The sequence below is a fragment of the Candidatus Pelagibacter sp. genome (assembly GCF_965262185.1).
Lineage (GTDB): Bacteria > Pseudomonadota > Alphaproteobacteria > Pelagibacterales > Pelagibacteraceae > Pelagibacter.
In genome coordinates this window covers 699,301-723,699 of record NZ_OZ253498.1, presented here as the reverse complement: position 1 = coordinate 723,699, position 24,399 = coordinate 699,301, and the positions used below count along the sequence as shown (strand labels likewise).

General features: G+C 28.6%; 28 protein-coding genes. 15 read left to right on the top strand and 13 right to left on the bottom strand.

Annotated features, from left to right (window positions below):
• Position 1 precedes the first annotated feature (1 nt).
• Positions 2-814, bottom strand: a complete 813-nt coding sequence (locus ACQY31_RS04085; RefSeq protein WP_428081117.1) for a sulfurtransferase — start codon at positions 812-814, stop codon at positions 2-4.
• 1 nt (position 815) lies between these two features.
• Positions 816-1,259, bottom strand: coding sequence for a peptide-methionine (S)-S-oxide reductase MsrA (gene msrA, locus ACQY31_RS04080; RefSeq protein WP_428081115.1), 444 nt, complete (start codon positions 1,257-1,259; stop codon positions 816-818).
• Between the two features lie 34 nt (positions 1,260-1,293).
• Here msrA and ACQY31_RS04075 point away from each other — a divergent pair, with 34 nt between their 5' ends.
• Positions 1,294-2,175, top strand: coding sequence for a DMT family transporter (locus ACQY31_RS04075; RefSeq protein ID WP_428081113.1), 882 nt, complete (start codon positions 1,294-1,296; stop codon positions 2,173-2,175).
• The gene (locus ACQY31_RS04070; RefSeq protein WP_428081111.1) at positions 2,168-2,803 is read left to right on the top strand and encodes a DNA-3-methyladenine glycosylase family protein; all 636 of its coding nucleotides are present in this window, start codon (positions 2,168-2,170) and stop codon (positions 2,801-2,803) included. The genes ACQY31_RS04075 and ACQY31_RS04070 overlap by 8 nt, the downstream gene beginning before the upstream one ends.
• On the opposite strand, the gene ACQY31_RS04065 is transcribed toward ACQY31_RS04070, so the two are convergent.
• Entirely contained in the window at positions 2,790-3,086 is a 297-nt protein-coding gene (locus tag ACQY31_RS04065; RefSeq protein ID WP_428081190.1) for a DUF1330 domain-containing protein, read from the bottom strand. The two genes, ACQY31_RS04070 and ACQY31_RS04065, sit on opposite strands and share 14 nt — an antisense overlap.
• A gap of 28 nt (positions 3,087-3,114) precedes the next feature.
• Between ACQY31_RS04065 and ACQY31_RS04060 the strand changes: the two genes are divergently transcribed.
• Complete coding sequence (locus ACQY31_RS04060; RefSeq protein WP_428081108.1) at positions 3,115-3,648, top strand: phosphoribosyltransferase; 534 nt, start codon at positions 3,115-3,117, stop codon at positions 3,646-3,648.
• A 38-nt stretch (positions 3,649-3,686) separates the two neighbouring features.
• Here ACQY31_RS04060 and ACQY31_RS04055 read toward each other — a convergent pair whose 3' ends face one another.
• Positions 3,687-4,997 (bottom strand): NCS2 family permease, encoded by a 1,311-nt coding sequence (locus tag ACQY31_RS04055; RefSeq protein WP_075506462.1) that lies wholly within the window; start codon positions 4,995-4,997, stop codon positions 3,687-3,689.
• Positions 4,998-5,124: 127 nt separating this feature from the next.
• Here ACQY31_RS04055 and ACQY31_RS04050 point away from each other — a divergent pair, with 127 nt between their 5' ends.
• On the top strand, positions 5,125-5,430 hold the full coding sequence (locus tag ACQY31_RS04050) for a hypothetical protein (RefSeq protein ID WP_428081106.1): 306 nt from the start codon (positions 5,125-5,127) through the stop codon (positions 5,428-5,430).
• A gap of 41 nt (positions 5,431-5,471) precedes the next feature.
• Here ACQY31_RS04050 and ACQY31_RS04045 read toward each other — a convergent pair whose 3' ends face one another.
• On the bottom strand, positions 5,472-5,918 hold the full coding sequence (locus tag ACQY31_RS04045; protein WP_428081104.1) for an Hsp20 family protein: 447 nt from the start codon (positions 5,916-5,918) through the stop codon (positions 5,472-5,474).
• A 102-nt stretch (positions 5,919-6,020) separates the two neighbouring features.
• The gene (locus ACQY31_RS04040) at positions 6,021-8,096 is read right to left on the bottom strand and encodes a S9 family peptidase (RefSeq protein ID WP_428081102.1); all 2,076 of its coding nucleotides are present in this window, start codon (positions 8,094-8,096) and stop codon (positions 6,021-6,023) included.
• 16 nt (positions 8,097-8,112) lie between these two features.
• Between ACQY31_RS04040 and ACQY31_RS04035 the strand changes: the two genes are divergently transcribed.
• The gene (locus tag ACQY31_RS04035; RefSeq protein ID WP_428081100.1) at positions 8,113-8,613 is read left to right on the top strand and encodes a J domain-containing protein; all 501 of its coding nucleotides are present in this window, start codon (positions 8,113-8,115) and stop codon (positions 8,611-8,613) included.
• On the opposite strand, the gene ACQY31_RS04030 is transcribed toward ACQY31_RS04035, so the two are convergent.
• Entirely contained in the window at positions 8,610-9,575 is a 966-nt protein-coding gene (locus ACQY31_RS04030) for a glycosyltransferase family 9 protein (RefSeq protein WP_428081098.1), read from the bottom strand. The genes ACQY31_RS04035 and ACQY31_RS04030 overlap by 4 nt on opposite strands.
• A gap of 50 nt (positions 9,576-9,625) precedes the next feature.
• On the opposite strand from ACQY31_RS04030, the gene ACQY31_RS04025 reads away from it, so the two are divergent.
• Genes ACQY31_RS04025 through ACQY31_RS04010 form a run of 4 tightly spaced genes read left to right on the top strand, consistent with a single transcriptional unit; the run spans position 9,626 to position 13,251 of the window.
• Positions 9,626-10,510, top strand: a complete 885-nt coding sequence (locus ACQY31_RS04025) for a dihydrodipicolinate synthase family protein (RefSeq protein ID WP_428081096.1) — start codon at positions 9,626-9,628, stop codon at positions 10,508-10,510.
• A 1-nt stretch (position 10,511) separates the two neighbouring features.
• Positions 10,512-11,702 carry a class I SAM-dependent methyltransferase gene (locus ACQY31_RS04020; RefSeq protein WP_428081094.1) on the top strand — a complete coding sequence of 397 codons (1,191 nt, stop codon included), beginning with the start codon at positions 10,512-10,514 and terminating at the stop codon, positions 11,700-11,702.
• Between the two features lie 28 nt (positions 11,703-11,730).
• A complete protein-coding gene (locus ACQY31_RS04015; RefSeq protein WP_428081092.1) occupies positions 11,731-12,927 on the top strand; it encodes a hypothetical protein in 1,197 nt (398 codons plus the stop codon).
• A gap of 30 nt (positions 12,928-12,957) precedes the next feature.
• On the top strand, positions 12,958-13,251 hold the full coding sequence (locus tag ACQY31_RS04010; RefSeq protein WP_428081090.1) for a hypothetical protein: 294 nt from the start codon (positions 12,958-12,960) through the stop codon (positions 13,249-13,251).
• Here the strand turns inward: ACQY31_RS04010 and ACQY31_RS04005 are convergent.
• Positions 13,248-13,544, bottom strand: a complete 297-nt coding sequence (locus ACQY31_RS04005; protein WP_428081088.1) for a DCC1-like thiol-disulfide oxidoreductase family protein — start codon at positions 13,542-13,544, stop codon at positions 13,248-13,250. The two genes, ACQY31_RS04010 and ACQY31_RS04005, sit on opposite strands and share 4 nt — an antisense overlap.
• 137 nt (positions 13,545-13,681) lie before the next feature.
• Here ACQY31_RS04005 and tldD point away from each other — a divergent pair, with 137 nt between their 5' ends.
• Genes tldD through ACQY31_RS03990 form a run of 3 tightly spaced genes read left to right on the top strand, consistent with a single transcriptional unit; the run spans position 13,682 to position 17,382 of the window.
• A complete protein-coding gene (gene tldD, locus ACQY31_RS04000; protein ID WP_428081086.1) occupies positions 13,682-15,094 on the top strand; it encodes a metalloprotease TldD in 1,413 nt (470 codons plus the stop codon).
• Between the two features lie 3 nt (positions 15,095-15,097).
• On the top strand, positions 15,098-16,414 hold the full coding sequence (locus ACQY31_RS03995) for a TldD/PmbA family protein (RefSeq protein ID WP_428081084.1): 1,317 nt from the start codon (positions 15,098-15,100) through the stop codon (positions 16,412-16,414).
• Positions 16,411-17,382: an NAD(P)-binding protein gene (locus ACQY31_RS03990; protein WP_428081082.1), complete on the top strand. Its 972-nt coding sequence runs from the start codon at positions 16,411-16,413 to the stop codon at positions 17,380-17,382. Before ACQY31_RS03995 ends, ACQY31_RS03990 begins: the two co-directional genes overlap by 4 nt.
• Before the next feature lie 2 nt (positions 17,383-17,384).
• On the opposite strand, the gene ACQY31_RS03985 is transcribed toward ACQY31_RS03990, so the two are convergent.
• A complete protein-coding gene (locus ACQY31_RS03985; protein ID WP_428081080.1) occupies positions 17,385-18,065 on the bottom strand; it encodes a DUF6134 family protein in 681 nt (226 codons plus the stop codon).
• Positions 18,066-18,109: 44 nt separating this feature from the next.
• Between ACQY31_RS03985 and ACQY31_RS03980 the strand changes: the two genes are divergently transcribed.
• Positions 18,110-18,757 carry a YczE/YyaS/YitT family protein gene (locus ACQY31_RS03980; RefSeq protein WP_428081079.1) on the top strand — a complete coding sequence of 216 codons (648 nt, stop codon included), beginning with the start codon at positions 18,110-18,112 and terminating at the stop codon, positions 18,755-18,757.
• Here the strand turns inward: ACQY31_RS03980 and typA are convergent.
• From typA to ACQY31_RS03965, 3 genes are all read right to left on the bottom strand, one after another.
• Positions 18,754-20,580 carry a translational GTPase TypA gene (gene typA / locus ACQY31_RS03975; protein WP_428081077.1) on the bottom strand — a complete coding sequence of 609 codons (1,827 nt, stop codon included), beginning with the start codon at positions 20,578-20,580 and terminating at the stop codon, positions 18,754-18,756. The genes ACQY31_RS03980 and typA overlap by 4 nt on opposite strands.
• A 423-nt stretch (positions 20,581-21,003) precedes the next feature.
• Positions 21,004-21,258: a hypothetical protein gene (locus ACQY31_RS03970; protein WP_428081075.1), complete on the bottom strand. Its 255-nt coding sequence runs from the start codon at positions 21,256-21,258 to the stop codon at positions 21,004-21,006.
• A gap of 669 nt (positions 21,259-21,927) precedes the next feature.
• Positions 21,928-22,284, bottom strand: coding sequence for a winged helix-turn-helix transcriptional regulator (locus tag ACQY31_RS03965; protein ID WP_428081074.1), 357 nt, complete (start codon positions 22,282-22,284; stop codon positions 21,928-21,930).
• A 91-nt stretch (positions 22,285-22,375) separates the two neighbouring features.
• On the opposite strand from ACQY31_RS03965, the gene ACQY31_RS03960 reads away from it, so the two are divergent.
• Together ACQY31_RS03960 and ACQY31_RS03955 are read left to right on the top strand one after the other, a co-directional pair.
• Positions 22,376-22,612: a CDGSH iron-sulfur domain-containing protein gene (locus ACQY31_RS03960; RefSeq protein ID WP_428081073.1), complete on the top strand. Its 237-nt coding sequence runs from the start codon at positions 22,376-22,378 to the stop codon at positions 22,610-22,612.
• Positions 22,609-22,929 (top strand): DOPA 4,5-dioxygenase family protein, encoded by a 321-nt coding sequence (locus ACQY31_RS03955; RefSeq protein ID WP_428081072.1) that lies wholly within the window; start codon positions 22,609-22,611, stop codon positions 22,927-22,929. The genes ACQY31_RS03960 and ACQY31_RS03955 overlap by 4 nt, the downstream gene beginning before the upstream one ends.
• A 203-nt stretch (positions 22,930-23,132) precedes the next feature.
• On the opposite strand, the gene ACQY31_RS03950 is transcribed toward ACQY31_RS03955, so the two are convergent.
• Positions 23,133-24,365 carry a hypothetical protein gene (locus tag ACQY31_RS03950; RefSeq protein WP_428081070.1) on the bottom strand — a complete coding sequence of 411 codons (1,233 nt, stop codon included), beginning with the start codon at positions 24,363-24,365 and terminating at the stop codon, positions 23,133-23,135.
• Positions 24,366-24,399 lie beyond the last annotated feature (34 nt).

Below are 24,399 nucleotides of genomic sequence, written 5' to 3'. Positions count from 1 at the left end.
TTTAGTTTTTTCCATACTCAGCCCAAGAGCCATCGTAAATGGTCGGCACATATTTAGCATTTATTAAAGAATAAGCTAGTGCCAATACACTTGCGGTCACCCCAGATCCACATGAAAATACTATATTTTTATCATGGTCAAATTCAAATGACTTAAATTTTTCCATTATTTTGTCTTTACTAACAAAAGTGTGGTCCTTATTTATTAATTCAGAAAAGGGTAGACAAAAGGAATTTTTTATTGACCCACTTCTTAGACCTTTTCTTGGTTCAGTAACTTTGCCTTCAAATCTTTCTCTACTTCTTGCATCAACAACATTAAATTCTTGTTTATAGATATTTTCATCTATTTGTTTTTTATTTTTTACAAGTTCTAAATTTTCTTTACATGTATACTTGGAAGTTTGAGTGGTTACATCTTTATTATCTGTAGATTTATTTTCTTTTTTCCATTTTTTTAATCCACCATCTAGAACATGAACTAATTTAGGATCATGACCATAATAAATTAAATTATACCAACATCTACAAGAGCTAATAACATCAGAGTTATCGTAAATTACTATTCTATCATTATTTTCTATACCCATGTTGCTCATTATTTTTTCCCAAGATTTAGTATCAGTTAGCATATGAGGTAAATCAGTATCTAATTTAGAATTTTTATCTAAATCAAAAAAAATAGCATTTGGAATATGTTCTTTATTATACTCGTCAAATCCGTTTCTTTGAGTTTGAGGCATATGCCAAGAGCAATCAATAATTTTTACTTTATCAATATTATTTTCTAACCAATTTGTATCAACCAAAGACATTTTATCTTTTTTCCAAATATCTTTGATGATACTCTTCAGCTGGACAATAATTTTTAACTAAAGAAGTTTTAGTTACAACTTTTCCTGATAGTTTGAGATTTTCTTTTTCTACCATTTTTTCAGCAATAATTTTTTGCTGATCATTTAAATAAAATATTTCACTTCTATATTGAGTTCCAAAATCTGGTCCTTGAGAATTCAAGGTTGTTGGGTCATGAATTTCAAAAAAATATTCAAGAATTTTCTCGTAAGATATTACCTTAGGATCATAATTTAATTTAACCACTTCCGCATGATTTGTTTTACCTGTGCATACTTCTTTGTAATTTGTTTTAGCATTGTTACCTCCGCAATAACCCACTTCTGTTTTTATAACTCCATCAAGTTTACTAAACTTAATTTCAGGTCCCCAAAAACATCCTAATCCTAAAATTGCTATTTCCATTGATTATAAACTTAATTAATCTAGAGTTAATCATATGCTATCAAAAAATCAATTAGGCTTTTTTTACATGTTCATATCTGTATGTGCATTTTCACTTATGGATGTTATTGTTAAATGGTCTGATGATTATCCTGTTGGACAAGTATTATTTTTTAGAGGATTTTGTGGAATAATTCCTATTTTATTTCTCATACCTAAAGACAGATATTTAGATTTTTATAAAACAACTAGACCATTTCTTCATTTTAAAAGATGTTTAGCAGGATTAATTGCTTTGGTTTCTATATTTGTAGCATTAAGAAATTTACCTTTGGCAACTGTTGTAAGTATTTCTTTTGCAGCACCAATATTTATAACAATCTTTTCAATTTTTTTATTAAAAGAAAAAGTTGGTATTTATCGATGGTTAGCGGTCTTGGTTGGATTTGTTGGTATAATTTTTATAACCGAACCAGGTTTTAGCTCTTTAAATTTGTATTATATTTATCCAATAATTTTTTGCCTGGGTCTATCTTATGTTGCTATTGCTATAAGAAAATTATCATCAACTGAACCTGCCTGGTTAATTAGTTTTTTCTTTTCATTTTCGATAATGCTTATAAGTTTTTTATCTTTTTATCAGGGATGGATTTTGCCAAGTTTACTTGATTTATTTTTGCTATCAATGGTTGGTATATTAGGTGGTCTTGCAAATTTATGGCTATCTCAATCTTATAAATATTCAGAAGTTAGTTTGGTTTCTCCTTTAAAATATCTTGGATTAGTTTTTGCAATAATATTTGGATATTTTATTTGGAATGAAATACCAACTTCTAAAACTTTATTAGGTGCTTTATTAGTTATTGTTTCATCTATAATTATATTTAGAAGAGAAATGTATTTGAAAAAAAAACTTTCTGTTTCACGTCATGATTAAAACCCCATCATATTGGAATAAAGCAAAAAAGTATTTATCAAAAAAAGATAAAACAATGTCTTTTTTGATTAAAAAATATAAGTCACCATCAGAAACTGTTCTTACATCAAGGCGAGATATTTTCTTTTCTCTTTGTAAAAGTATAATTGGTCAACAAATTAGTGTAGCTGCTGCTAACTCAGTTTTTCTAAAGTTTAAAAAAAAATGTAAAAACAAAATTAATGCAAAAACAGTGAATAAATTATCAAGCTCTCAGTTAAAGAGCTGTGGATTAAGCAGACAAAAGGTTAAGGGTATTAAAAGTTTAGCAGAACAAGTATTAAACAAAACATTTAATCCTAAAGTTATTCCAGGCATGTCCAATGAAGAAGCAATTATTTATTTATCTAAACTAAGGCAAATAGGTAGATGGTCTGCTGAAATGATTTTATTATTTACTTACAATCGTCCCGATATATGGCCTGTACAAGATATAGGACTTCTAAGAGCTATTTCAAAAAATTATAATAAAAAATATCTTCCACCAGAAAGCTATGTAAACTTATTGCAAAAAAGATTTTCCCCATATTGTTCTGTAGCCACATGGTATCTTTGGAGAAGTATAGATCCTGAGCCTATTCAATATTAAAAGCTTCAACTATCTGTAAGTTTCTTTCGGTAGTATCTTTTGCGAGCGCCCAACCCTCTTGATATTCTTTAGAGTCATGACACTCCATAGCTTTTTCATAACTAGGAAATTCCCAAATTACTGTTCTTGGGTAAGTTTCTCCCTCTAAAGTATTAAACTTTCCTCCTCTTACCAATGGTAAGCCCCCATAACTTTTGATTATATCTGTAACTTTAGCTCCATATTTTTTAATATTTTCTTGGCTATCTATCTTTTTATACAAAGCAATCCAGTAAACTTTCATCATTTCTCCTTTTTAAATTTTTTTACTTATGATACTAAACTTCATGGCTGACAAACTCATAATCTCTTTTGATGAATATATAAAAATTGTTGAGAAACTGGCAATACAAATCCACAAGGAATACAAACCTACAGTTTTAATTGGTATTATGAGAGGTGCTGCACCGATCCTTGATATCTTATCGAGGATTTTAAAATTACCAATAGCCTACATTGTTATTCAAAGTTATTCAGGCGAAGGAATGGAAGATAAGCAAGGTGAACTTATGTTTGCGAGGGAAATAAGCTCACTAGCTAATAACGAGGATTTTAGTAAGGTTTTATTGATAGATGATCTTTCTGACACTGGTTTAACTTTAAATAAAAGTATTGAGTGGTTAAAAAATTATCCTCAAACAAAAGATTTTATAAAAGAAGTTAAAACTGCTTGTCTTTGGAAAAAAAAATCATCAATTTTCGAACCAGATTTCTGTCCAGTAAGACTAGATTCTGACCCTTGGATTGTTCAGCCAACTGAACATTATGAAGAATTATCTATTGAAGAATTAATTAAAAGAAATTAGTTAACAGGGCTAATAGATTAGCCCTGTTAAAATCTTATTTAACTTACAGCAAAACTTACAACACTAAGTATTGCAACCACCCATATTGCCGGAGAAGTGCTTGAGAACTTTCCAGTAAATATTTTAATTAATGCGTAAGAGACAAATGCTAGGGCAATTCCATTACTAATACTATATGTTAACGGCATTGCTATCATTGCAAGTATTGCAGGAGCAGACTCAGAAATATCGTTCCACTCAATATCTGTAATATTTCTTACAAAAAGAACAGACACAAAAAGTAGAGCTGCACCATCAATTTGTTTAGGTAAACTAGTTGCTAAAGGAGCAAAAAAGATACATGCTAAAAACAAAATACCTATTACAAGAGAGGTCATTCCTGTTTTACCACCTGCTTTTACACCAGCACCAGACTCAACATAACTTGTTACAGTAGTAGTTCCCATCATTGCACCCGCAACTGTTCCAACACTGTCCGATAGCATTGCTTTATTGATATCTTGGACTTTTCCATCTTTACCTACTTTACCTGCAACGTTTGCAACAGAAGTTAAAGTTCCAGCTGTATCAAAGAAGTCGATAAACAATAAAGTAAAGATTACTGTAGACATACTAGCAGTCATTGCAGCAGACAGATCAAAATCAAAAAGATATGTCATTGGAGGAGGTGAGCTAGCTAAACCATTAAATTTAGCAAGTCCAGCAGCCCAAGCAATGATACTAAATACCAATATCCCTATGATGATGTTACCTTTTACATTCATTTTTTCTAAAACAATGATTGCTATAAAAGTTGCACATCCTAAAAGAACTAATGGATCTCCAAGATTACCTAATTTAACTAAAGTAACAGGATCATCTACAACCACTTCCATAATTTGTAATCCGATAATCGCTAAAAATAATCCTATACCTGCACCAATTCCTAATTTTAAACTTTTTGGAATTGAGTTAATTAGCCATGCTCTTATTGGCGTTAAAGATATTATTAAGAATAAAACACCTGCCACCAATACAGCACCAAGTGCTTCTTGAGGCGTGTATCCCATTCCCGCACATACACCGAATGCAACGAATGCGTTAATACCCATTCCAGGTGCAAGTCCTATTGGCCAAGTCTTTCCATAAAAAGCCATAATAAAACATGCTAAAGCTGTGGCTAAAATCGTAGCTGTATATACCGCGCCGAAATCAAAGAAACCTTTTTCGGGTCCGGCGAATTCTCCCGATAAGATAAATGGATTTAAAAACATTATATAAGCCATCGTTAAGAACGTTGTGGTTCCTGCTATGACTTCAGTTTTAAAATCTGTTTTGTGTTTTTTATAATTAAAATAATTATCAAGCATTTGTCCTCCTAATGTCTGATAATTATTTGATTCTGTTGAATAATACTTTGAATAAGTCCATTTTATTCACAAAATTCAACCCATAAGTTTATATTTATGCCATAATTGTAATGATAGTGTGATTTGTATGAAAAATTTAAAAATTTTATTCACTATATTTTTTATCTTTTTATTTGTTTCTGGTTGTCAAACAGTTAAGCAAAAAACAGACGCAGCTATTGAAAAAGAAAATAAAAAGTTAAGTGAATTTATTGGTCAATCAGCAAGTAGATTACAAATAGAACTTGGAAAACCTGATGAAGATTTTGAAAACGAAAAAGGTAATTTTGTTTTAATTTATAATACAAAGAAATATGGCTTTCCATGTGAAAGAAGATTTGAGATTAATCCTGATAAGATAGTAATTGGATTTGCTTCCAACGGATGTTTTTAAATTTTACTTGCGAGGATAAATCCTCGCAAGTAAGGGCAAACTTATTTAATTTCTATAAGTTTTTTCTTTTTGTGTTCTGGGATAATTCTTTCACAAGATATTGTTAAAAGACCATCTTTAAGTTCAGCACCATTAACTTTAACATCGTCAGCAATAGTGAATGATCTTGCAAATTGTCTTTGAGAAATACCTTTGTGAATAATTTCTCCATTAACATCATTGTTCGCAGATTTATCAACTTGTTTTGTTCTTACAGTTAATAAGTTATCTTCAAACTCAACCTCAACATCATTTTTATTAAAACCAGCCAATGCAACTTCAATTGCATAATTATCCTTACCAGTTTTTCTAATGTTGTATGGGGGATAGTTTGATTGCATTGTCAAACTTCCGTTTCCTAACATATTTTCAAATTGGTCAAACATATCGTCAAAACCAATTGAAAAAGGTCTTAATGAGTTAAATATAGATAGATCCTTACTTGTCATAATATCCTCCTTTTTTTAAGCAAGTTTATTTTGTGTATGCCCCATAAGGCGACATACAATCTTTATTTAGGTATGATTAAAAAAATTTCAATATCTGAAAAATTAAATTTTTTCTGAAATTTTTAGTGCAAAGGCGTAATCGAGTGCAATTTCTTCTATTGCTCCATCTCTACCAGATTTACCTCCATGACCTGCATTCATTTCTGTTTTGAGAAGTAATAAATTATTATCAGTTTTATAGTCTCTAAGTTTAGCTGTAAATTTTGCAGGTTCATCAAACAAAACCCTGTTATCACTTAAACTAGTTGTTATTAGCATATGAGGATAATCCATTTTTTTTATATTATTATATGGAGCATATGAAAATATATAATCAAAGTGCTCTTTGTTTTCTTTAGCATTACCAAATTCATCAAATTCACCAACTGTAAGTGGTAAAGAGTGATCGAGATTTGTTGTTAATGAGTCCACAAAAGGAACAGCCATAATTATACCTAAAAATAATTCAGGAGCTTGATTAACAACAGCTCCCATTAATAAACCACCTGCAGATCCACCCATTCCAATTATTTTTCCCTTTGAGGTGTAGTTGTTTTCAATCAAATATTTTGCAGCAAAAATATAATCTTCAAATGTATTTTTTTTATTTGTTAGCTTTCCTTCTTTCCACCATTTCATTCCTTTTTCCATTCCACCTCTAATGTGTGCAGTAGCCCAAATAATATCTCTATTTATTAAGCTGAGTCTTGTTGAAGAAAAGCTTGGACTCATCGAACTACCATACGATCCGTATCCGTATAGTAACAAATTTGCTGTCCCGTCTATTTTTGTATTTTTGTGTCTTGTAATCGTAAGCGGAACCATTCTTCCGTCATGGGATTTAAACTCTATTCTTTCAACTATATAATCATCTGTATTATGTCCTGATGGTATTTCTTGTTCTTTTACAAGTGTTTTAGATTTAGTTTTTAAATTGTATTTGTAAACTCTTGATGGTGTTTTAGGTGAAGAATATGAAACATAAACCTCATCTGTATTTCTATCTCTTTGTGTTAATGAAATACCAGGAACACATACTTTTTCGTCAGAAAAAATTAATTCCTCTTCATTATTTGTTGAAGCATCAATAACAAACAGCTTGTCCAAAGCTTCTGATGTTTCAGATCTAATCATCCAGTTATTTAAAAATGAAAGTCCGCCAATTAATACTTCTTTTTTAGGAGGAATAAATGTCTCCCAATTCTGATTTTCTAAAGTTTCTGAAATATCTATTTTAAAATCCTCTGCATCTTTATTTGTATGATTGTAAAATTTTCCATTCCATGAATTTATAGAGTAAAGAATTCCCTTTTCGCGTTTAATTATTAATTTTGGATTTGGTTTTACTTCATTCACATGAAAGTAATATTGCTCAGAAGTATTGTGATCAGAAGTGTTTATGAAATAATATTTCTCGTCAGAACTTAATCCAATACTAACGGTGAAAGCTTCACTTTTTTCATCGAAGATTAGTTCATCTTCATTTTCAAAATCTCCAATTTTATGTCTATAAATTTTTCTAGCTCTATGATTTTCATCTAACTTTGAATAGAAAAGATATTTATCATCCAAGCTGAAAATTATACTTCCTGATGTTTCTTTAATTTCTTTTGAAATTATCTTATTGTTTTTAATATTTCTTATATAAATTGTATAATACTCGGAACCTTTGGTATCTAGTGAGTATCCAAGATATTGATCATTGTTACTAACCTCTAAATCTCCAACACCGAAATATTCAACATTTAATTTTTCTTTTTCTTTATCTCCATTCCAAATCTCTTCAATTTCTGATGAACCAATTTTTTTTCTTAATTTTATAGAGTAATTTCCTTTAGCAGTAGTTTTAGTCCAATATTCATATGAATGATCTTTAAAAGGTAAGCTTTCATCATCTAATTTTATTCTACCTTTAATTTCATCAAATAATATTTTTTGAGCATTTTTCGTATTTTTTAGATGATAATCAGTATATTCATTTTCATCCTCTAAATATTTTTTTACTTCTGGAAGAAGCTTAGTTTTGTCTTGTAAGACTTCTAAAATATTTTCTTGATGTATCCAGCTATAGTTATCTTCCCACTCTATATTGTGACAAGATTTTAGCTCTGGTTTTTTTTTTAGATATGGTACTTTCATTTTTAACTGGAAATATATGAATTTTATAATTTATACATTATTAATTGTAGTTGGTTTATATTTTTTATTAAGACTTTTTACTCAAGTTGCGTCAAAAAAAATATCCAAAGGTTTGAGATTATTCTTGTTCATAGTTTTAATCATCTTTGCAGTTTTGTTTGCAATCGGAGGTAAATTTTTACTTACTTTACCTTTTACTCTTGCAAGTCTTGCTCTTTTAAAATTGAAAGGTATGTCTATTTTTCAATTAATTTCATTGTACAGATTAATACAAACTTTAAGAAATTCAGGGAGATTTTCATTTAATAACACTGCATCAAATTTAAATACAATGTCTACTGAAGAAGCTTATCGTATTCTTAATTTAAATCCTTCTAAAAATTTAACTAAAGAGGATGTAAATAAAGCCTATATTAAAATACAAAAAAAAATTCATCCAGATATTTCACCTGAAACTTCAAGGCTATCCACATTAGTTAATGAAGCCAAACAAATAGTATTAAATGATATCAGTTAAGATATGATTGAGTTCAATTTATCAATTATTTTTTGAGGATTAATTTTATCTTTTCCTAGAGTTCCATGAGTTACTTCATTAACGCCATCAGGTAATATGGGATGCATTTTAGAACTATAATTTCCATACATCAGAGGAGTATCCGCCATTAAAGTTATCGTTTCTATTTCAAGTGCAGATGAAAGATGGCTGAAACTTGAATCATTACATATAGATACATTGCAATTTTTAATAATTGGCAAACATTCATTTATAGATAAATCATCTAAAGGTTGGCAATAATTTTTAAGATCTGAATTTTTAATTTCATATAAAATTTTTTGTTCTTCATCGTTTTTGCCAGTTGCTAAAAAAAATTTACATTTTTTTTGTTTAAAAATTTCTTTCATTACTTTCAAAAAAGTTTTGGCAGGTATTCTTTTTGTTGGTCCAGATCCACCTATACCCAGTAGTATATTAAGAGCATTTTTAGAAAAATTATATTTTTTGGCAGCTTCTAAAACACTTGATTCATCAATATGAATTTTAGGGTTATTTTTTACTTGGATACCAAGTGAGTCAAAAATTAATTTACTAGAAGCTTCTACCATATTTTGTCCTTTTTTTTGAAACAAAGGAAATTGATAAATTTTTTTAATACCAGATAATTTTGCAATCAATTTGTATCGAAGCGAAGAGTTAAATATGAAAATCTTATTAAAATTATATTTCTTTAATTCACTTGCTAATCTCAAACTTCCAAAAAGTCCGTTATGTTCTAAGTTTTTAATTTTATTATTTCTCTTCAGAATGATTATTTCATCAATGTAGTTAGTTTGATCCAAATACTCTTTGCATTTAGAGTTCTCTTGAACAAGTAAACTTACAGGAGTATTAAATTTTTTTGATATTGCCTCTATAAAAGGTAAAAATATAATACTATCACCAATTCCCATTCTGTTCTGAACTGCTAAAATTTTCATATTTTTATTTATAAACTTTACTAATTATAATTTTTATATAAATTTTTAGTATGAGTAAAATAAATGGAGTTTATGCTGCTACCTTGTCATTGTTAAATGAAGATCTTACTCTTAATGTTGACAAAACGATAGAACATGTAGAATTAACTATTGATAACGGCTGTCATGGAGCTGCAATATTTGGAAGTACTGGCCAAGCCCAATTAATTTCTGTTGCAGAAAAAATCAATTTTCTAAATAAATTATCAACAAATAAATATAAAGATAAATGCATTATTGGAACTGGATTGAACTCTTTAGGTGAAATAACAAATTTAATGAGAGTTGCTATATCATTAAATTTTGAGAAGTTTCTTATTATGCCACCAGCATTTTATAAATATAAAGACGAGGACGTATTTAAATTTTATTCTAAAATAGTAGAGTCTGTGCCTAAAGCTCAAATTATTTTATATAATTTTGAAAAACTTTCTGGATATAAATTCAGTGTTGAGTGTGTAGAAAAGCTTGTTAAAAATTTTCCAGACCAAATAGTTGGGGTTAAAGATAGTTCATACAATCTTTTTGAAAATTTAAAATTAGATAATTTTTCAGTTATGCCAGGTTCTGAATCTAAATTATTAAAAGGACTTGAGTTAGGTTGCTCAGGAATAATCACCGCTACATGCAACGCAACATCCTTAATGGCAAGAAAAGTATATGATGATTTTAAAAATGGAAAAGATCAAGAAATAAATTCTAAACTTTGTGATGTGAGAGGTACTTTTGAAAAATTTAATTTAATTTCTGGTTTGCATACTTTTTTCAAGAATAAAGACAGTATTTATGAAAATTTACTTCCTCCTTTAAGAACTCTTAATAAAGAGGAAGAAATTGATCTTTTTAATAATTTAGAGAAATTAGATTTTTCGTTTAAATCATCAATGGCAGCATAAAATGCAGTTAGCAAGGTTCTTAAATAGTGTTTTTAAGAAAGATGGATTTATATTAGTCGATGCATATTCTAAAAGTTATATAATTGGAAATCCAGAGAAGGAAAATCCTATAAAAGTTAAGATATTAAATAAAAAACTTCATTATAAACTTTTATTTCATCCCGATCTTTATTTTGGAGAAGCTTACATGGATGGAGAGATAGCAATTGAGAACGGAAGTCTTACAGATTTTTTAGATTTATCTTTGATGAATTTTGGAAGAGGAGAATTAAATTTTTTTAGTTATTTAATTAATAGATTGAGGGGTTCATATAGATATCTAACAAATTTCAATTTTATCAAAAAATCCAAAATGAATGTTTCACATCATTACGATATTAAAGATGATCTTTATGATTTATTTTTAGACCCTAAAAGACAATACTCATGTGCTTATTTCAAAAATGAAAATGATACTTTAGAGACTGCTCAGAATAATAAAATTCAACACATAATTAAGAAATTAAATATAAAGCCAAATCAAAAAGTCCTTGATATAGGATGTGGTTGGGGATCTTTAGCAGTTGATATTGCAAAATCAGCTAATTGTGAAGTAACTGGGATCACATTATCAGAAAATCAATTAAAATATTGTAAACAAAAAGCTAAGAAACTTAATTTAGAAAATCAATTAAGATTTAGGTTAATGGATTATAGAGAACTCGATGAAAAATTTGATAGGATTGTAAGTGTTGGAATGTTTGAACATGTGGGGAGAAAATTTTATAAAAAATTTTTCTCACAAGTTGAAAAACTTCTCAAAGATGATGGAGTTTCGTTAATTCATACAATTGGATCAGTAAATCCTCCAAGAGATCCCCATCCGTGGATAACAAAATATATATTTCCAGGTGGTTATACACCAAGCTTAAGTGAAGTAACCACTCCAATTGAAAAAGCTGGCTTAATTGTAGCTGATATCGAGGTATTAAGGATGCATTATTCTCATACATTAAGGCATTGGAAGGAAAATTGTATGAATAATAAAGATAAAATTATTAAAATGTTTGATGAGCGTTTTTTTAGAATGTGGGAATTTTATTTAGCAGGTTGCGAAATGGCATTTAAATGGGGAGACCAAGTTGTATATCAGTTTCAGCTAACCAAAAACTATACTTCTACACCTGTTACAAGAGACTATATTTATCAATAATTTATTGATAAAAAATAAATTCCTTTAAATGAAAAAAATAAAAAAAAAACAAAATAAATCTATTAAAAAAAGTAAAAAAAAATCACAGTTAAAATCAAAAAGATTAAAAAAAATTTCTAAAGTTAAAAAAATAAAACCTAAAATTAACAAAAGAAACAAAATTAAAAATAAGAAAAAAAATAATTTAAGAGTTAAAACAAAAAAAATAATTCTAAAAAAACCTAAAAAAAAAAGTTTTCTTTTAAAAATAATTAATTTTCAAAATTCAATTAAACCTGAATTTAAATTCGGAATAAATATTAATATAGAAAAATATATACAGGCATTTTTTGATAAAATATCTAAAACAATCAGTAATTATAAAACTCTTAAAAAAGATGAGCAGAGAAGAATAAAACTTGAAAAACAAGAACAAGAAAGACAGGAAAAACTAGCCTTACAGCAAGATAAGCAAAAGGAACAAGAATTAAAATTAAAGCTTAAGGAACAAGTATTAAAAGAAGAAATTAGGTTAGAGAAACAAAGAACAAAAGAAATTAAGTTATTTCTAAGAAAAGAGCAGGCATTATTAAGAATTGAACAAGCTGAAAAGCAGAAGAAATTTTTACAACAGTTAAAATTAGAAAAACAGATTGAAAAATTTAGAGTAAGGGAAGTTAAAGAATTAGAAAAATTAGAAAAAATTTCACTAAAAGAAAAAAGAGAAGATTATGCAGGACTTCAACAAAGAATTGAGAAGTTAAAAGAGAAATATCGAATAATAAGAGATCAAAAAATAAGAGAGAGAGTAGAGGCTTTAGGAGTTAAAATTCAAGGTGATGAAGATAGAGAAACATTATTAAGGAAAGAAAAAGAATATACTTTAGCAAGGCAAAAAATTCAATTTGCTCTTGAAAGCTTTTATAGGAGTGCCAGTAGTTTAGTTTTTCAATTAAATAAAAGACACATTACACGACACATGTCTATTTTTCGATGTATCGATAGAAGATTTGAAACAGGTGAGATATTTGTTAAGTGGGATGAAGCTCCTGATGAAGAATGGTTGTTATTAATTTATATTAAAAATAATTCTCCCGATGAAGGTATAGTCATTGAGGATAAAACTAATCCTGAGAAAAATATCTCTCACGAATTTAAAAATAATGAAATATTTAAAGCTTCAGACACTATGGTAGATTCTTTAACCCAATTAATTGCAAGAAAAAGAGCGAAAAATGACAATTAATTATTTCATTTAATTTAAGTATTGTTGGTTATGTTTTATGGAATAATTGCAATGGTGATTTTGTATGTTCTGTTAAATTATATTCTTGCTTGGATCAGATATTTTAATAGTCAAGATGAAAGGCTAGGACAATCAACTTGGAGATGGAGTTATGACTATGAAGTTGATGGAGAAAGAGACATATCAGATTTAGATGACAAAAATTTTGTAAGATTAAGAAGAAAAAGAAATAAAATTATTACTCTTATGTATTCAGTAGTTTTAATTATGTTTATCCTCTCAATGTCTTTATTGAGTCAAATTTTGATATTTTTTCTTAATTAATTTTTTAATTGTTTTTTATTTTTCAAATACAAAAAATACGCAACTATTTCATATCCATATTTAAAAATTGTAAAGATGACAGGAAGTTTGAAAAAACTATATAAAAATTTATATTTTGGTATTCTCTTCCATACATAAAGAAAAGCTTCTGCACCTTCAATTACTTGATCGTTTTCTTTAATGTGCAATCTTCTTAAAAGTTCTTTGTCATTTTTAGAAGTTTCTTTTTCTGCTTCTTTGTTATCCGTAATATCTATCCAATCAATATCTTCAATATTTTCTTTTTTATACATATTGATTTCTGATCTACAGATTTTGCAAGAGTTATTAAAATAAACTTTCATATAAAATTATATTAACTTTAAAATTAAGCATGTAAATGCGCCAAATGATTAGTTGAAAATTAACAATAAAGCACTATTTAAACTATGTGAGTAATTTCTTTGACAAATCTGATTTAACAAAAAAAGATGCTGATGCAATAGTATCTGATACATTACAAAATTGTGATGATGGTGAGCTATATTTGGAGGATACAAAATCCGAATCCATATTACTAGATGATAATAAAATTAAAAGCTCAAGCTATAGTTCAGATTTAGGTTTTGGATTTAGAGCAATTACAGGAGAGGTTGTTGCATATTCTCACTCTAATGAAATATCAAAAGATTCATTAAAAAAATCTTCTGAGAATTTAAAATCTACACTGAAGTCTATGAAAGGTACCTACAATCAAAATATTTCAAGATCTAATAGAAAATTTTATCAGGATATTAATCCCATAGAGCAAAAAACATTAAATTCGAAATTAGAAGTTTTAAATAAAGTAAATGAGTATTTAAGGAAAAAAGATCAATCAGTAAAACAAGTCACTACGAGTTTTGCAGGTGAACAAAAATCTATTGAGATTATAAGATCAGGCGGTGAATTATTAACAGATGTCCGACCTTTAATTAGATTTAATGTATCTGTGATGTTAGAAAAAAATGGAAGAAAAGAAACTGGTGTTTACGGAATAGGTGGAAGGCAATCTTATGATGAATATCTAAAAGATGACAATTGGAAAACTGTATGTGAGGAAGCTTTTAGAATTGCCTCAGTAAATTTAGAAAGCAAACCTGCTCCTGCAGGAGAAATGAAAGTTGTTTTAGGACCAGGATGGCCAGCAATTTTAATCCATGAAGCTATTGGACACGGTTTGGAGGGTGACTTTAATAGAAAAAAAACTTCTGCATTTCATGATCTTATGGGCCAAAAAGTTGCCAGTGAGGGAGTTACGATTGTTGATGATGGAACAATTGATAATAGAAGAGGTAGCTTAACTATTGATGATGAAGGGACACCGACAGAAAAAACAGTATTGATTGAAAATGGGATATTAAAGAATTTTATGCAAGATAGATTAAATGCTAGACTGATGAATACCAAATCGACTGGCTCAGGAAGAAGAGAAAATTATAGACACGTTGTTTTACCAAGAATGAGAAATACAATGATGTTGAGTGGAAACCAAACTCAAGAAGAAATGATTAAATCAGTAGACAAAGGAATTTTTGCAGTAAGTTTTGGAGGAGGACAAGTTGACATTACATCTGGAAAATTTGTATTTAATTGTACTGAGGCATATGAAATTAATAACGGAAAGATTGGTTCACCAATAAAGGGAGCAACATTAATAGGAGATGGTCCTTCAGTTTTAAAAGAAGTTTCTATGGTTGGAAACGATATGATGTTAGATCCTGGTATAGGAACTTGTGGTAAAGCTGGACAAGGTGTTCCAGTTGGAGTTGCTCAACCTTCAATCTTAATTGACAAAATGACAGTTGGTGGGACCAAACTTTAAATTATGGTTAAGGATCAAGAATATTTAAGATCAAAAGCATCATATTGCTTAGATTTAGCTAAAAAATTAGGTGCAACTGGATCAAGTGTAACAGTAGGTCATTCAATTTCTGAAACTGTAAATTTTAGAAATAATACTTTAGACGAGTCTAATAGATCAGATGGATTAGCAATAAGTATTGAGACTTATTTGGGAAAAAAAAGATCTTCAATTTCTTCATCAAACCTATTAGACGATAACATTAAAACATTAATAGAAAAATGTTTTGAAACAACTAAAAATACCCCTGAAGATGAATTTAATTCTTTACCAGATAAAGATCTTTTAGCTAAAGAAATAAAAAATTTAAATTTATATGATGAGACACACTTTGGTAATGAAAAAAAAATTGAATATTTAAAAGAACTTGAGAGCGTTGCATCTTCAGAAGAAAAAATCATAAATACAGAATCTAGTTTTACTGAAAATAAATCTAACTTTATTTTGGCAAATAGTGATGGATTTTGTAATGGATACAAATCATCTTCATTTAGTGCATCATGTGTTACCGTTGCTAAAGATGAAAATAGTATGGAAAGAGACTATGAATTTACAAGCAAACGTCATTTATCTGACATTAAGGGCGCAAAAGAACTTGGTCAAAAAGCTTCAGAACAAACTATAAGAAAATTAAGCCCAAATAAAATTGGAAGTGAAAAAATAAGCATTATATTTGATAAAAGAATTGCAAAAGGAATGTTGGGAGCTTTTGCCGGAGCTATATCGTCATCTGCGATTTCTAGAGGAACATCTTTTCTTAAGGACAAAATCAATGAACAAATATTTACAGAAAAAATAAATGTTATTGATAAACCCGATATAAACAAAGGTGTTGGGTCTCAAATCTTTGATTCAGAGGGAGTAAAATCAGATACTTTATATCTTGTACAAAATGGTGTTTTAAAAAATTATTTAGTCGATACTTACAATGGAAAAAAACTTAATTTAAAATCAAATGGAAGATCTGGTGGTACAACAAATTTATATTTCGATAATGGAAATATTAGTTTTGAAGATTTATTAAAAAGTAATTCAAAACATATTTATGTAACCGAAACAATAGGCCATGGAAGTAATTTGGTTACAGGAGATTATTCAGTAGGTGCAACAGGCTTTCTAATTGAAAATGGAGAATTTAAATTTCCAGTAAACGAAATAACAATTGCGGGAAATTTCAAAGATATGTTCAAACATATAACTTTAGCTAGTGATTTAGATTTTGAATATTCCATTAACTCGCCAACTATGATGATAGAAGGAATGACAGTTGCAGGTAAATGAGCACTTACTGTGTAATTGGATCTGGAATATCTGGTGCTACAATTTCAAATTTATTAAATAAAAAACACTCTGTGGACCTCTATGACAAAGCAAGAGGTCCTGGTGGGAGATCGTCATTTAAAAGGTTAGATAAAAAAATAGGCTTTGATCATGGTGTTCAATATATTTCCCCTAAAACTACTGAGTTTAAAAAATTCACAACAAAACTCATAGCTAAAAAAATATTAAAAAATTGGAATGGCCAGCATATTTTTCAAAATAAAAAGATAAAAGAAAATAAAAACCATCAAAAAATAATTGGCAGGCAAGGTAATAACGATATTAGTAAGTATTTATTAAAAAAAATTAATTGTAATTTTCAAAAAGAATTAAAAAAAATTGATTACAATAAAAACAAATGGAAACTTACCTTTTCTGATGGTGATAATAAATTTTATGATAATCTAATTTTAACTTGCCCACATCCTCAATTACTTAAATTAGCAAAAAAATTTATTAATCATTCATTTATTAAAAAAAAATTAAAAATGGATGCAAATATTACAGTTATGATAAAAATAAAAAAAACAAAAAAAAATATAAATAGTTTTTTATTTGATGATCAAATTTTAGGTTGGGCTGCTAGAGAAAACAGCAAGTTAAGATTTAAAAGTACTTATGAATTTTGGACACTTCAAAGTACAGCAATTTGGGCAAATAAAAAAATTATGAAAAATAAGGAGAATAAAGATTTGAATTCAAATATATTAATTAATAAATTTTTTGAACTTACTGGAATTAAAAAAACCAATGTCTTATTTTCTTTAAATCATGGATGGATGTATTCATCAAACTCTAAACCTTTAAAAATTAAAAGTTATTGGAACTCAAAAATTAATTTAGGAGTTTGTGCCGATTGGTTTGTTGGACCCAGATTAGAAGCAGGATGGATAAGTGCTAATGATCTTTTTAAGAAAATAATCAGATAAAATTACTCAATATTTTTAATTCTATACTCCCAACTTCCCATTCTCTCATAGGTAACTTTAACTATTACCGAAGTTTTTTTATCAAGCCATATATCAAAATTTAATCTTTTGTCTTCTGGGAGTGTCATATCTTTAGAAGTGAGTTTAAAATGATCTGTATCAAATTCTTTTCCATTGATAGTGATTTTTTCCTTACCGATAAATGTAACTAGTTGTTCCTTTATACTTCCAGAAATAGGACTAATTTGGCTTTCTGCCTGTAACAATTTATGGCTCCACCAATTTCCAATTGTATTTTTCAAAGAAGCTTTACCAGAAAAAGAAGACCCTTGAATATCAAATTTATTAGTTTGATTATTTAATATTAAATTTACAAATTTTTCTTTTTTATTCTGACGTGTTTTAGATTTAAAGGAAATTAAATTATCTCCTAAATATTTTTCTTCTCCAAAACCTTCTACTTCAAAAATAGTTGCTCCAAGTAGTTTTACGGTAAATTTATATTTATTATTTACAGTTGTTTCATTGTCTTTCCTAGAAAAAGAATAATTATTATATCCTATAACTTCATTATTTCTTAAGATTTCAAGTTCAATTTTTTTGAAGTTATTATAATGACCAACATGTGCGTTTGAGTTAAAAGTAAATAAAAAAAATATAATAATAGTGTAAAATTCTTTCATGATAATAATATAAATAAAAATTAATCTAAAAGTATCAATATTTAATGTTCCTATCTATAAAAAATATTCCGAAAGTAAATTGGAGCTCAAATGAAAGTTTGAATTTCAGGCCAAAATTTTCAACATCATTTTTCTTAATTTTTGGATTAACAATTTTTGGTTTAGGAGAAGGTTTATTAATTTTATCAACAACTGGAAATTCACCCTGGTCAGTATTAGCTGAAGGAATCTCACTCAACTCTAGTCTATCTATTGGTGCAGCAACTTTTTTTGTAAGTGTAGGAGTACTTTTTTTATGGATTTTTTTAAAACAAAAACCAGGTCTTGGAACAATTTTTAACATCATTGTGATTGCTGCTATGATTGATTTCACTTTAAATTATTTTCAACCTCCTTCATCTCTTTTTATAAAGTACTTATTAGCAGTTCTTGCAGTAATTTTAGTAGGACTTGGTAGTGGTATTTATTTAGTTGCCAATCTTGGTCCAGGTCCACGAGACGGTTTAATGACAGGATTAACAAATACAACAAATTTACCTATAGCATTGGTAAGAGCTTTTTTGGAAATTACAGTTGTAATTATTGGTTGGTATTTAGGTGGGACTGTTGGAGTAGGCACACTTATATTTGCTTTTGGAATTGGCCCTTGTGTAGCTTTAGGATTATTTTTAGTTGGAAAAATATTTAACTAAGCTGCAGCGCTAGTTTTCTCACTTCTTTTTCTTTCATGAGGATCAAGAATTGCTTTTCTCAATCTACAAGACTCAGGTGTAATTTCTAATGCTTCATCACTGTTAAGCATACTTAGTTGTTCAGCTATTGACATTTTTCTAACAGGAGTAAGAACGACGTTTTCATCTGTTCCTTGTGTTCTCATATTTGTTAATTTTTTACCTTTCATGACATTTATAATCATGTCCCCTGGTTTTGGTGATAATCCAACAATCATACCTGGATAAACAGAATCATTATGAGTAACAAACATTTCTCCTCTTGCCTGAAGGTTAAAGATTGCAAAAGCTACTGCTTTTCCTTTTTCCATCGCAATTAATGCACCATTTCTTCTGCCTTCCATTTCACCTTCAAAAGGACCGTAGTCGTGGAAAATTCTATTAATTACACCTTCCCCTTTGGTAAGAGTTAGAAATCTACTTGTGTATCCCATCAAACCTCTCGTAGGTGCATGAAATATCAATCTTTTCTTATTTGTACCTGTATCTTTTAATTCAATTAATTTACCTTTTCTTCTATTCATTGAGTCGATTACTTTCGAAGAGTGTTCTTCATCTAAATCCATAGTAATTTCCTCAATTGGCTCAAGTTTGTTTCCTTGATCATCAGTTTTGTATAAAACTTTTGGTGGACTTACTGTCATTTCAAAACCTTCTCTTCTCATTTGAGTAAGTAGTATTTCCAACATTAGTTCACCTCGGCCACTTACAACAAATGCATCTTTTCCATTATTTTCTGAAAAAGTAATTCCAACATTGTTTTGTGCTTCTTGAACTAGTCTTTCCCTAATTTGTGTGCTTGTAAGCTTTTTACCTTCAGTTCCTGCTAATGGAGAAGTATTAACTGTTATCGTAATTGACATTGTCGGAGGATCAATCGGAGTCGCTGGTATTGGGTCATTAACCTCTAAGTTACAAATTGTATCAGCAACATTAGCTTTTTCTAATCCTGCTACAACTACAATATCTCCTGCTTCTCCAACTTCAATTGGAACTTTTTTAGTTCCTTCATACCTAAAAATCTTAGTTAATTTTCCTTCATCAACTTTTTCACCATTTAAATTAATAGCTTTGATTGGTTGATTTGCTTTTGCTGTACCTTGTGCAATTCTACCTACAAGACTTCTACCTAAAAAACTGTCTGAATAAAGCAATGTTGATAACATTGCAAAAGGTTTGGTTTTATCTAATTCGGCAGGTTTAACGTGCTCCACAATCAAGTCTAATAAAGGATTTAAATTTTCTCTAGCCCCATCAACCTCATGATCTGCCCATCCAGATCTTCCACTCGCATACAGAACAGGAAAATCTAATTGTTCTTCATTAGCATCTAAACTTACAAACAGATCAAACGTTTCGTCCAAAACTTCATTAGCTCTTTGATCAGCTTTATCTAACTTATTAATAACTACAATTGGTTTTAAACCTTGTTTTAATGCTTTCGATAAAACAAATTTTGTTTGAGGCATAACTCCTTCTGCAGAGTCAATTAATAAAAGAGCTCCATCAGCCATGCTCAAAACTCTTTCGACTTCTGCTGCAAAATCTCTGTGACCAGGTGTATCAATAATATTTATTCTTGAATTATTCCAGTTTATCGATGCAGGTTTTGCAAGAATTGTAATTCCTCTTTCTTTTTCTAGTTCCCCAGAGTCCATTAATCTTTCATCAACAACTTCATTTTCTCTAAATGATCCACTTTGTTTCATTAAATTATCAATCAAAGTAGTTTTGCCATGGTCGACATGGGCTATGATTGTGATGTTTCTTATATTGTTGCTCATAAAATGTGGCTCTTATACATATTTAATTTGATATTAAAACTTAAAAAAACTCATGACTGGCTTGATTAATTTAAATAACTTGTGATTAATTAGGCTTTTTTTGTTTATCTTTTTTAAGTTTCCTTTTTTCTTTAAAACTTAATTTGGATTTCTTTTTTACACTCGAATCCTTAAATGACTTTCCACTGTATCTTTTTGACATAATTTAAATTTGCATAAAAAAAAGGCCATCATGTGATGGCCTTTTAAATTTTAGTTTTAGAGTAGTGGGATTACATTCTTCTACTTTCTAGAAATTATTAAGTAATTACTTATCTTTTTGATTACCTTCGTTGAAAACTTCGTTGAGAAAATCTGAAATTTTGGAAGGACTTTGGAAAGTAACCTCAATAATCTGAGGTTACTTTCTCAGTTTATGATTGTTTAAGTATAACTGACAGGATTTCCTGCTCTGTCATTCGGTAAATCTTTATTTTTGACTTCAGTAACTGCGTCCTTAGCGTTACTTACTTTTACCTCTACTATTTGTTTTAGATTGTCATTATCAACTAATTGTTCATTACAATAGTTAATAACTTTTTGTTGTGCTTCATCAGCGCTTTCTGCTTTGATGATTTCTTCACGAGTCGAAGTTGATTTTTCAACCACATCAACTTTAACTTTATATATGTTAGTCATATAACCTCCTTAATTTTTTGTAACATAAAGAGATATGATTACAACCGGACACCTTGTAAAACCCAGCAATGACGGTAAAAAAAATTTTAAATTTTTATTAAATTTCTATTTCTAGTTTAAAAACAAAAAAACCCCCAGAAATTTCTTTCTGAGGGTTTCTAATTTGTTTAACTTTTGTATTAAGAGTGTTCTGGTCGGGGAACCGTATTACATTCTCATACATTTGACGCCAATATTGACTTATTTGAGAACTTCATTGAAAACTTCATTGAGATTGAGGTTAAATTCAAAAGGACTTTAAAAGATGACTTCATTGAACTTCATTTATTTATCTATCTTTTCTTAAAATTGTTCATCACTAATAGGATCAAATTCAAAAGGAACTCAAAAGATAAAATAAGAAAATTAAAATTTTTGAGGATTTTTAGTTATCAAGATATATGAGTATTTTACCACCACTCTAATAATCTTCCATTACCTACAATAATCATTATACAAGTAACAATATGTAGAACCACCTAAAATGTTCTAACCAATAAAATTTTTTTGTCGTATGGTTTAGTTTTTTTATCTGAAAAACTTCCAAGTGCGTATAACCAAATTTTAAACCAATATTTCATCTCTATTTTTCTCTTCTTGAATAATAAAATATTTTAAATAATTTTTGATTTATAATCTATTTTCATCAAATTTTTTGTTTAATTTAGTAGTAATAACTTTAGAATTTTTATTATTCCACTCATTAAGTGACTTCAATATCGGTATTAATTGTAAACCAAAGTCACTTAATGAATATTCAACTTTTGGTGGAACAACTTGAAATACTTTTCTATTGATAATCCCATCAAACTCTAATTCTTTTAGTTGTTTTGCTAGCATTTGCTGAGTAATTGTAGATAAAATTTTTCTTAAATTCCCAAACCTAAGAACTTTATTTTGATAAATCGCAAATAATATTCTTATTTTCCATTTTCCCCCAAAGAAATACACTGCTCTTTCTGCTGGACATTTAGTTATTGTTTTCATGGTATGTTTTTAGTTAGTAGTATGTTTTTTTGTAGTATTGAATATTTTTATAATAAATTTATATAATATTCAATCAATTATAAGGAGAATTATGACAAAAGGACAAAAAGCAGGAAATGATCCAATTACAATTAAAGTAGAAAAAGGAAAAAATTACTTTTGGTGTTCTTGTGGTAAAAGTAAAGGACAACCTTTTTGTGACGGTTCACACAAAGGATCAGACTTTACACCACTTAAGTACACAGCAGAAGAAAGTAAGGAAATATTTTTTTGTAACTGTAAACAAACTGAAAATGCTCCATTTTGCGATGGATCACATTTAAAATGAACTATCACGCACACATATACTGGAAAAATTCTGAAGAAAGAGAAATTGCTCTTTCTTTGAGAAATTTTTTAAAAGATAAAGGGTGTCAACTTGGAACAGTATGGGATACCCCAATTGGACCTCACCCTTTACCTATGTATCAAGTGATGTACGATAGTTCTCTTCAAAAAGAAGTAGAAGAATATTTACGAAAAAAAAAATTAACCATCTTATTACATGAAGATATTGGTGACGATCATGTGCGTGATCATACTTATGGTGCTAGATGGATTGGAAATCCTTTATCTTTAGATTTAGATTTTTTAAAACAAATATAAAAAACCCCCGGAAATTTCTTTCCGAGGGTTCTAAATTGTTTAGGGAATGTTTATTGAGCGTTCTCTAACGGTATGTAAGTTACATTCTCATACATTGTACGCCAATATTAGATTATTTAAGGACTTCATTGAAAACTTCATTGAGATTGAGGTTAAACTCAAAAGGACTTCAAAAGATGACTTCATTGAACTTCATTGAATTATTATTTTGAGGACTTATCTTTTTCTTTATTATTCCAATCTGGAAATAATCTCTTATGTTCTTCAAGTAACATCTTATCATCATTATCCAAATAATTTCTGTGTAACATTTTAGTAGAAGTATTCATTTGTCTTGCGACAACTTCTAAACTCGCATTTTGATTATATCGGTTTTTTGCGAATGTGTGTCTAATCGCATAGATTGGTCTTGTTGAACCATTACGATAATACAATTCTAATTTTTTAGATATTCTAGTGAAAACTGAACTAATCTTTCTATATAAACTTTGTCTATCTTTGTAAGTAGGAAATAAAAGATAATCATTTGATTTTGTATTTTCGTTTCTTTTTAGAATTTCAGGTATGAAAATATGTTTAGTGAAATAAGGATGACAAGTTAATTGATGTTTAGGTTTAGTTTTAGTTCCAAATAATGTGAAAAGTAAAATTGGTTCTGTAGGATTATCTTTGTCGTTAATAAATCTATACTGAAATCTTTTAATCTTTAGTGGTTCAATTCCAGGTCTAAATCCACCACTTCTTATAAGATTGATATAGTCTTTAGTTTCTAAATAAAATTTATCTTTAGATGAATTGTATTCTTCATCTAATTGTTTTGAAATCATATTTAATTCACTATTAAAGTATGAAGGTCTTTCTTGGTTGATTACTTTGAAAGTAGGGAAGTCAGGAAGTCTTGTTATAACACCATTGTTTAACGCTCTCTTAAACATTTGTGAAATTAGAGAAATATATTTTGATATTGTGTTATCAGTTTTTTTATCAAGTTTTAGATTTTCAATAATATCATTGATAACATTATTAACATTTTCAATATTTGTATAATCAACATCTTCAAAATATTTTTTCAAGTAGTTGTCATACTTTAATTGTTCTCTTTCTGGTTGGGTTGAATTACGACCTTTGTATTTGTTAAATCTATGTCTTAAAAACTCTTGTGCGATTTCTTTATCAAAATTTTTTTCTGTCTTAATTGTTTTTTCATTATTTTCTCTCCACCAAGAATTGTAAATATGTTTCGCTTTTTTTATCGCATCATTGACATTTTTAGTTCTTAAACTTTTTTCTATATTACCGCTTTTCATTACTTTTGTTCCTACATAGAAAGAACAATAGTAACTACTACTGTTGTTAAATTTATAAACTTTTAGACTAGGGTTTTGTGGTAATTCTTTAATAGTTTCTCTTAAAATTTTCTTCTTAATCTTTTTCATATCAATTTGGTAAGTGGTTTTTTGGTTTGGTCAA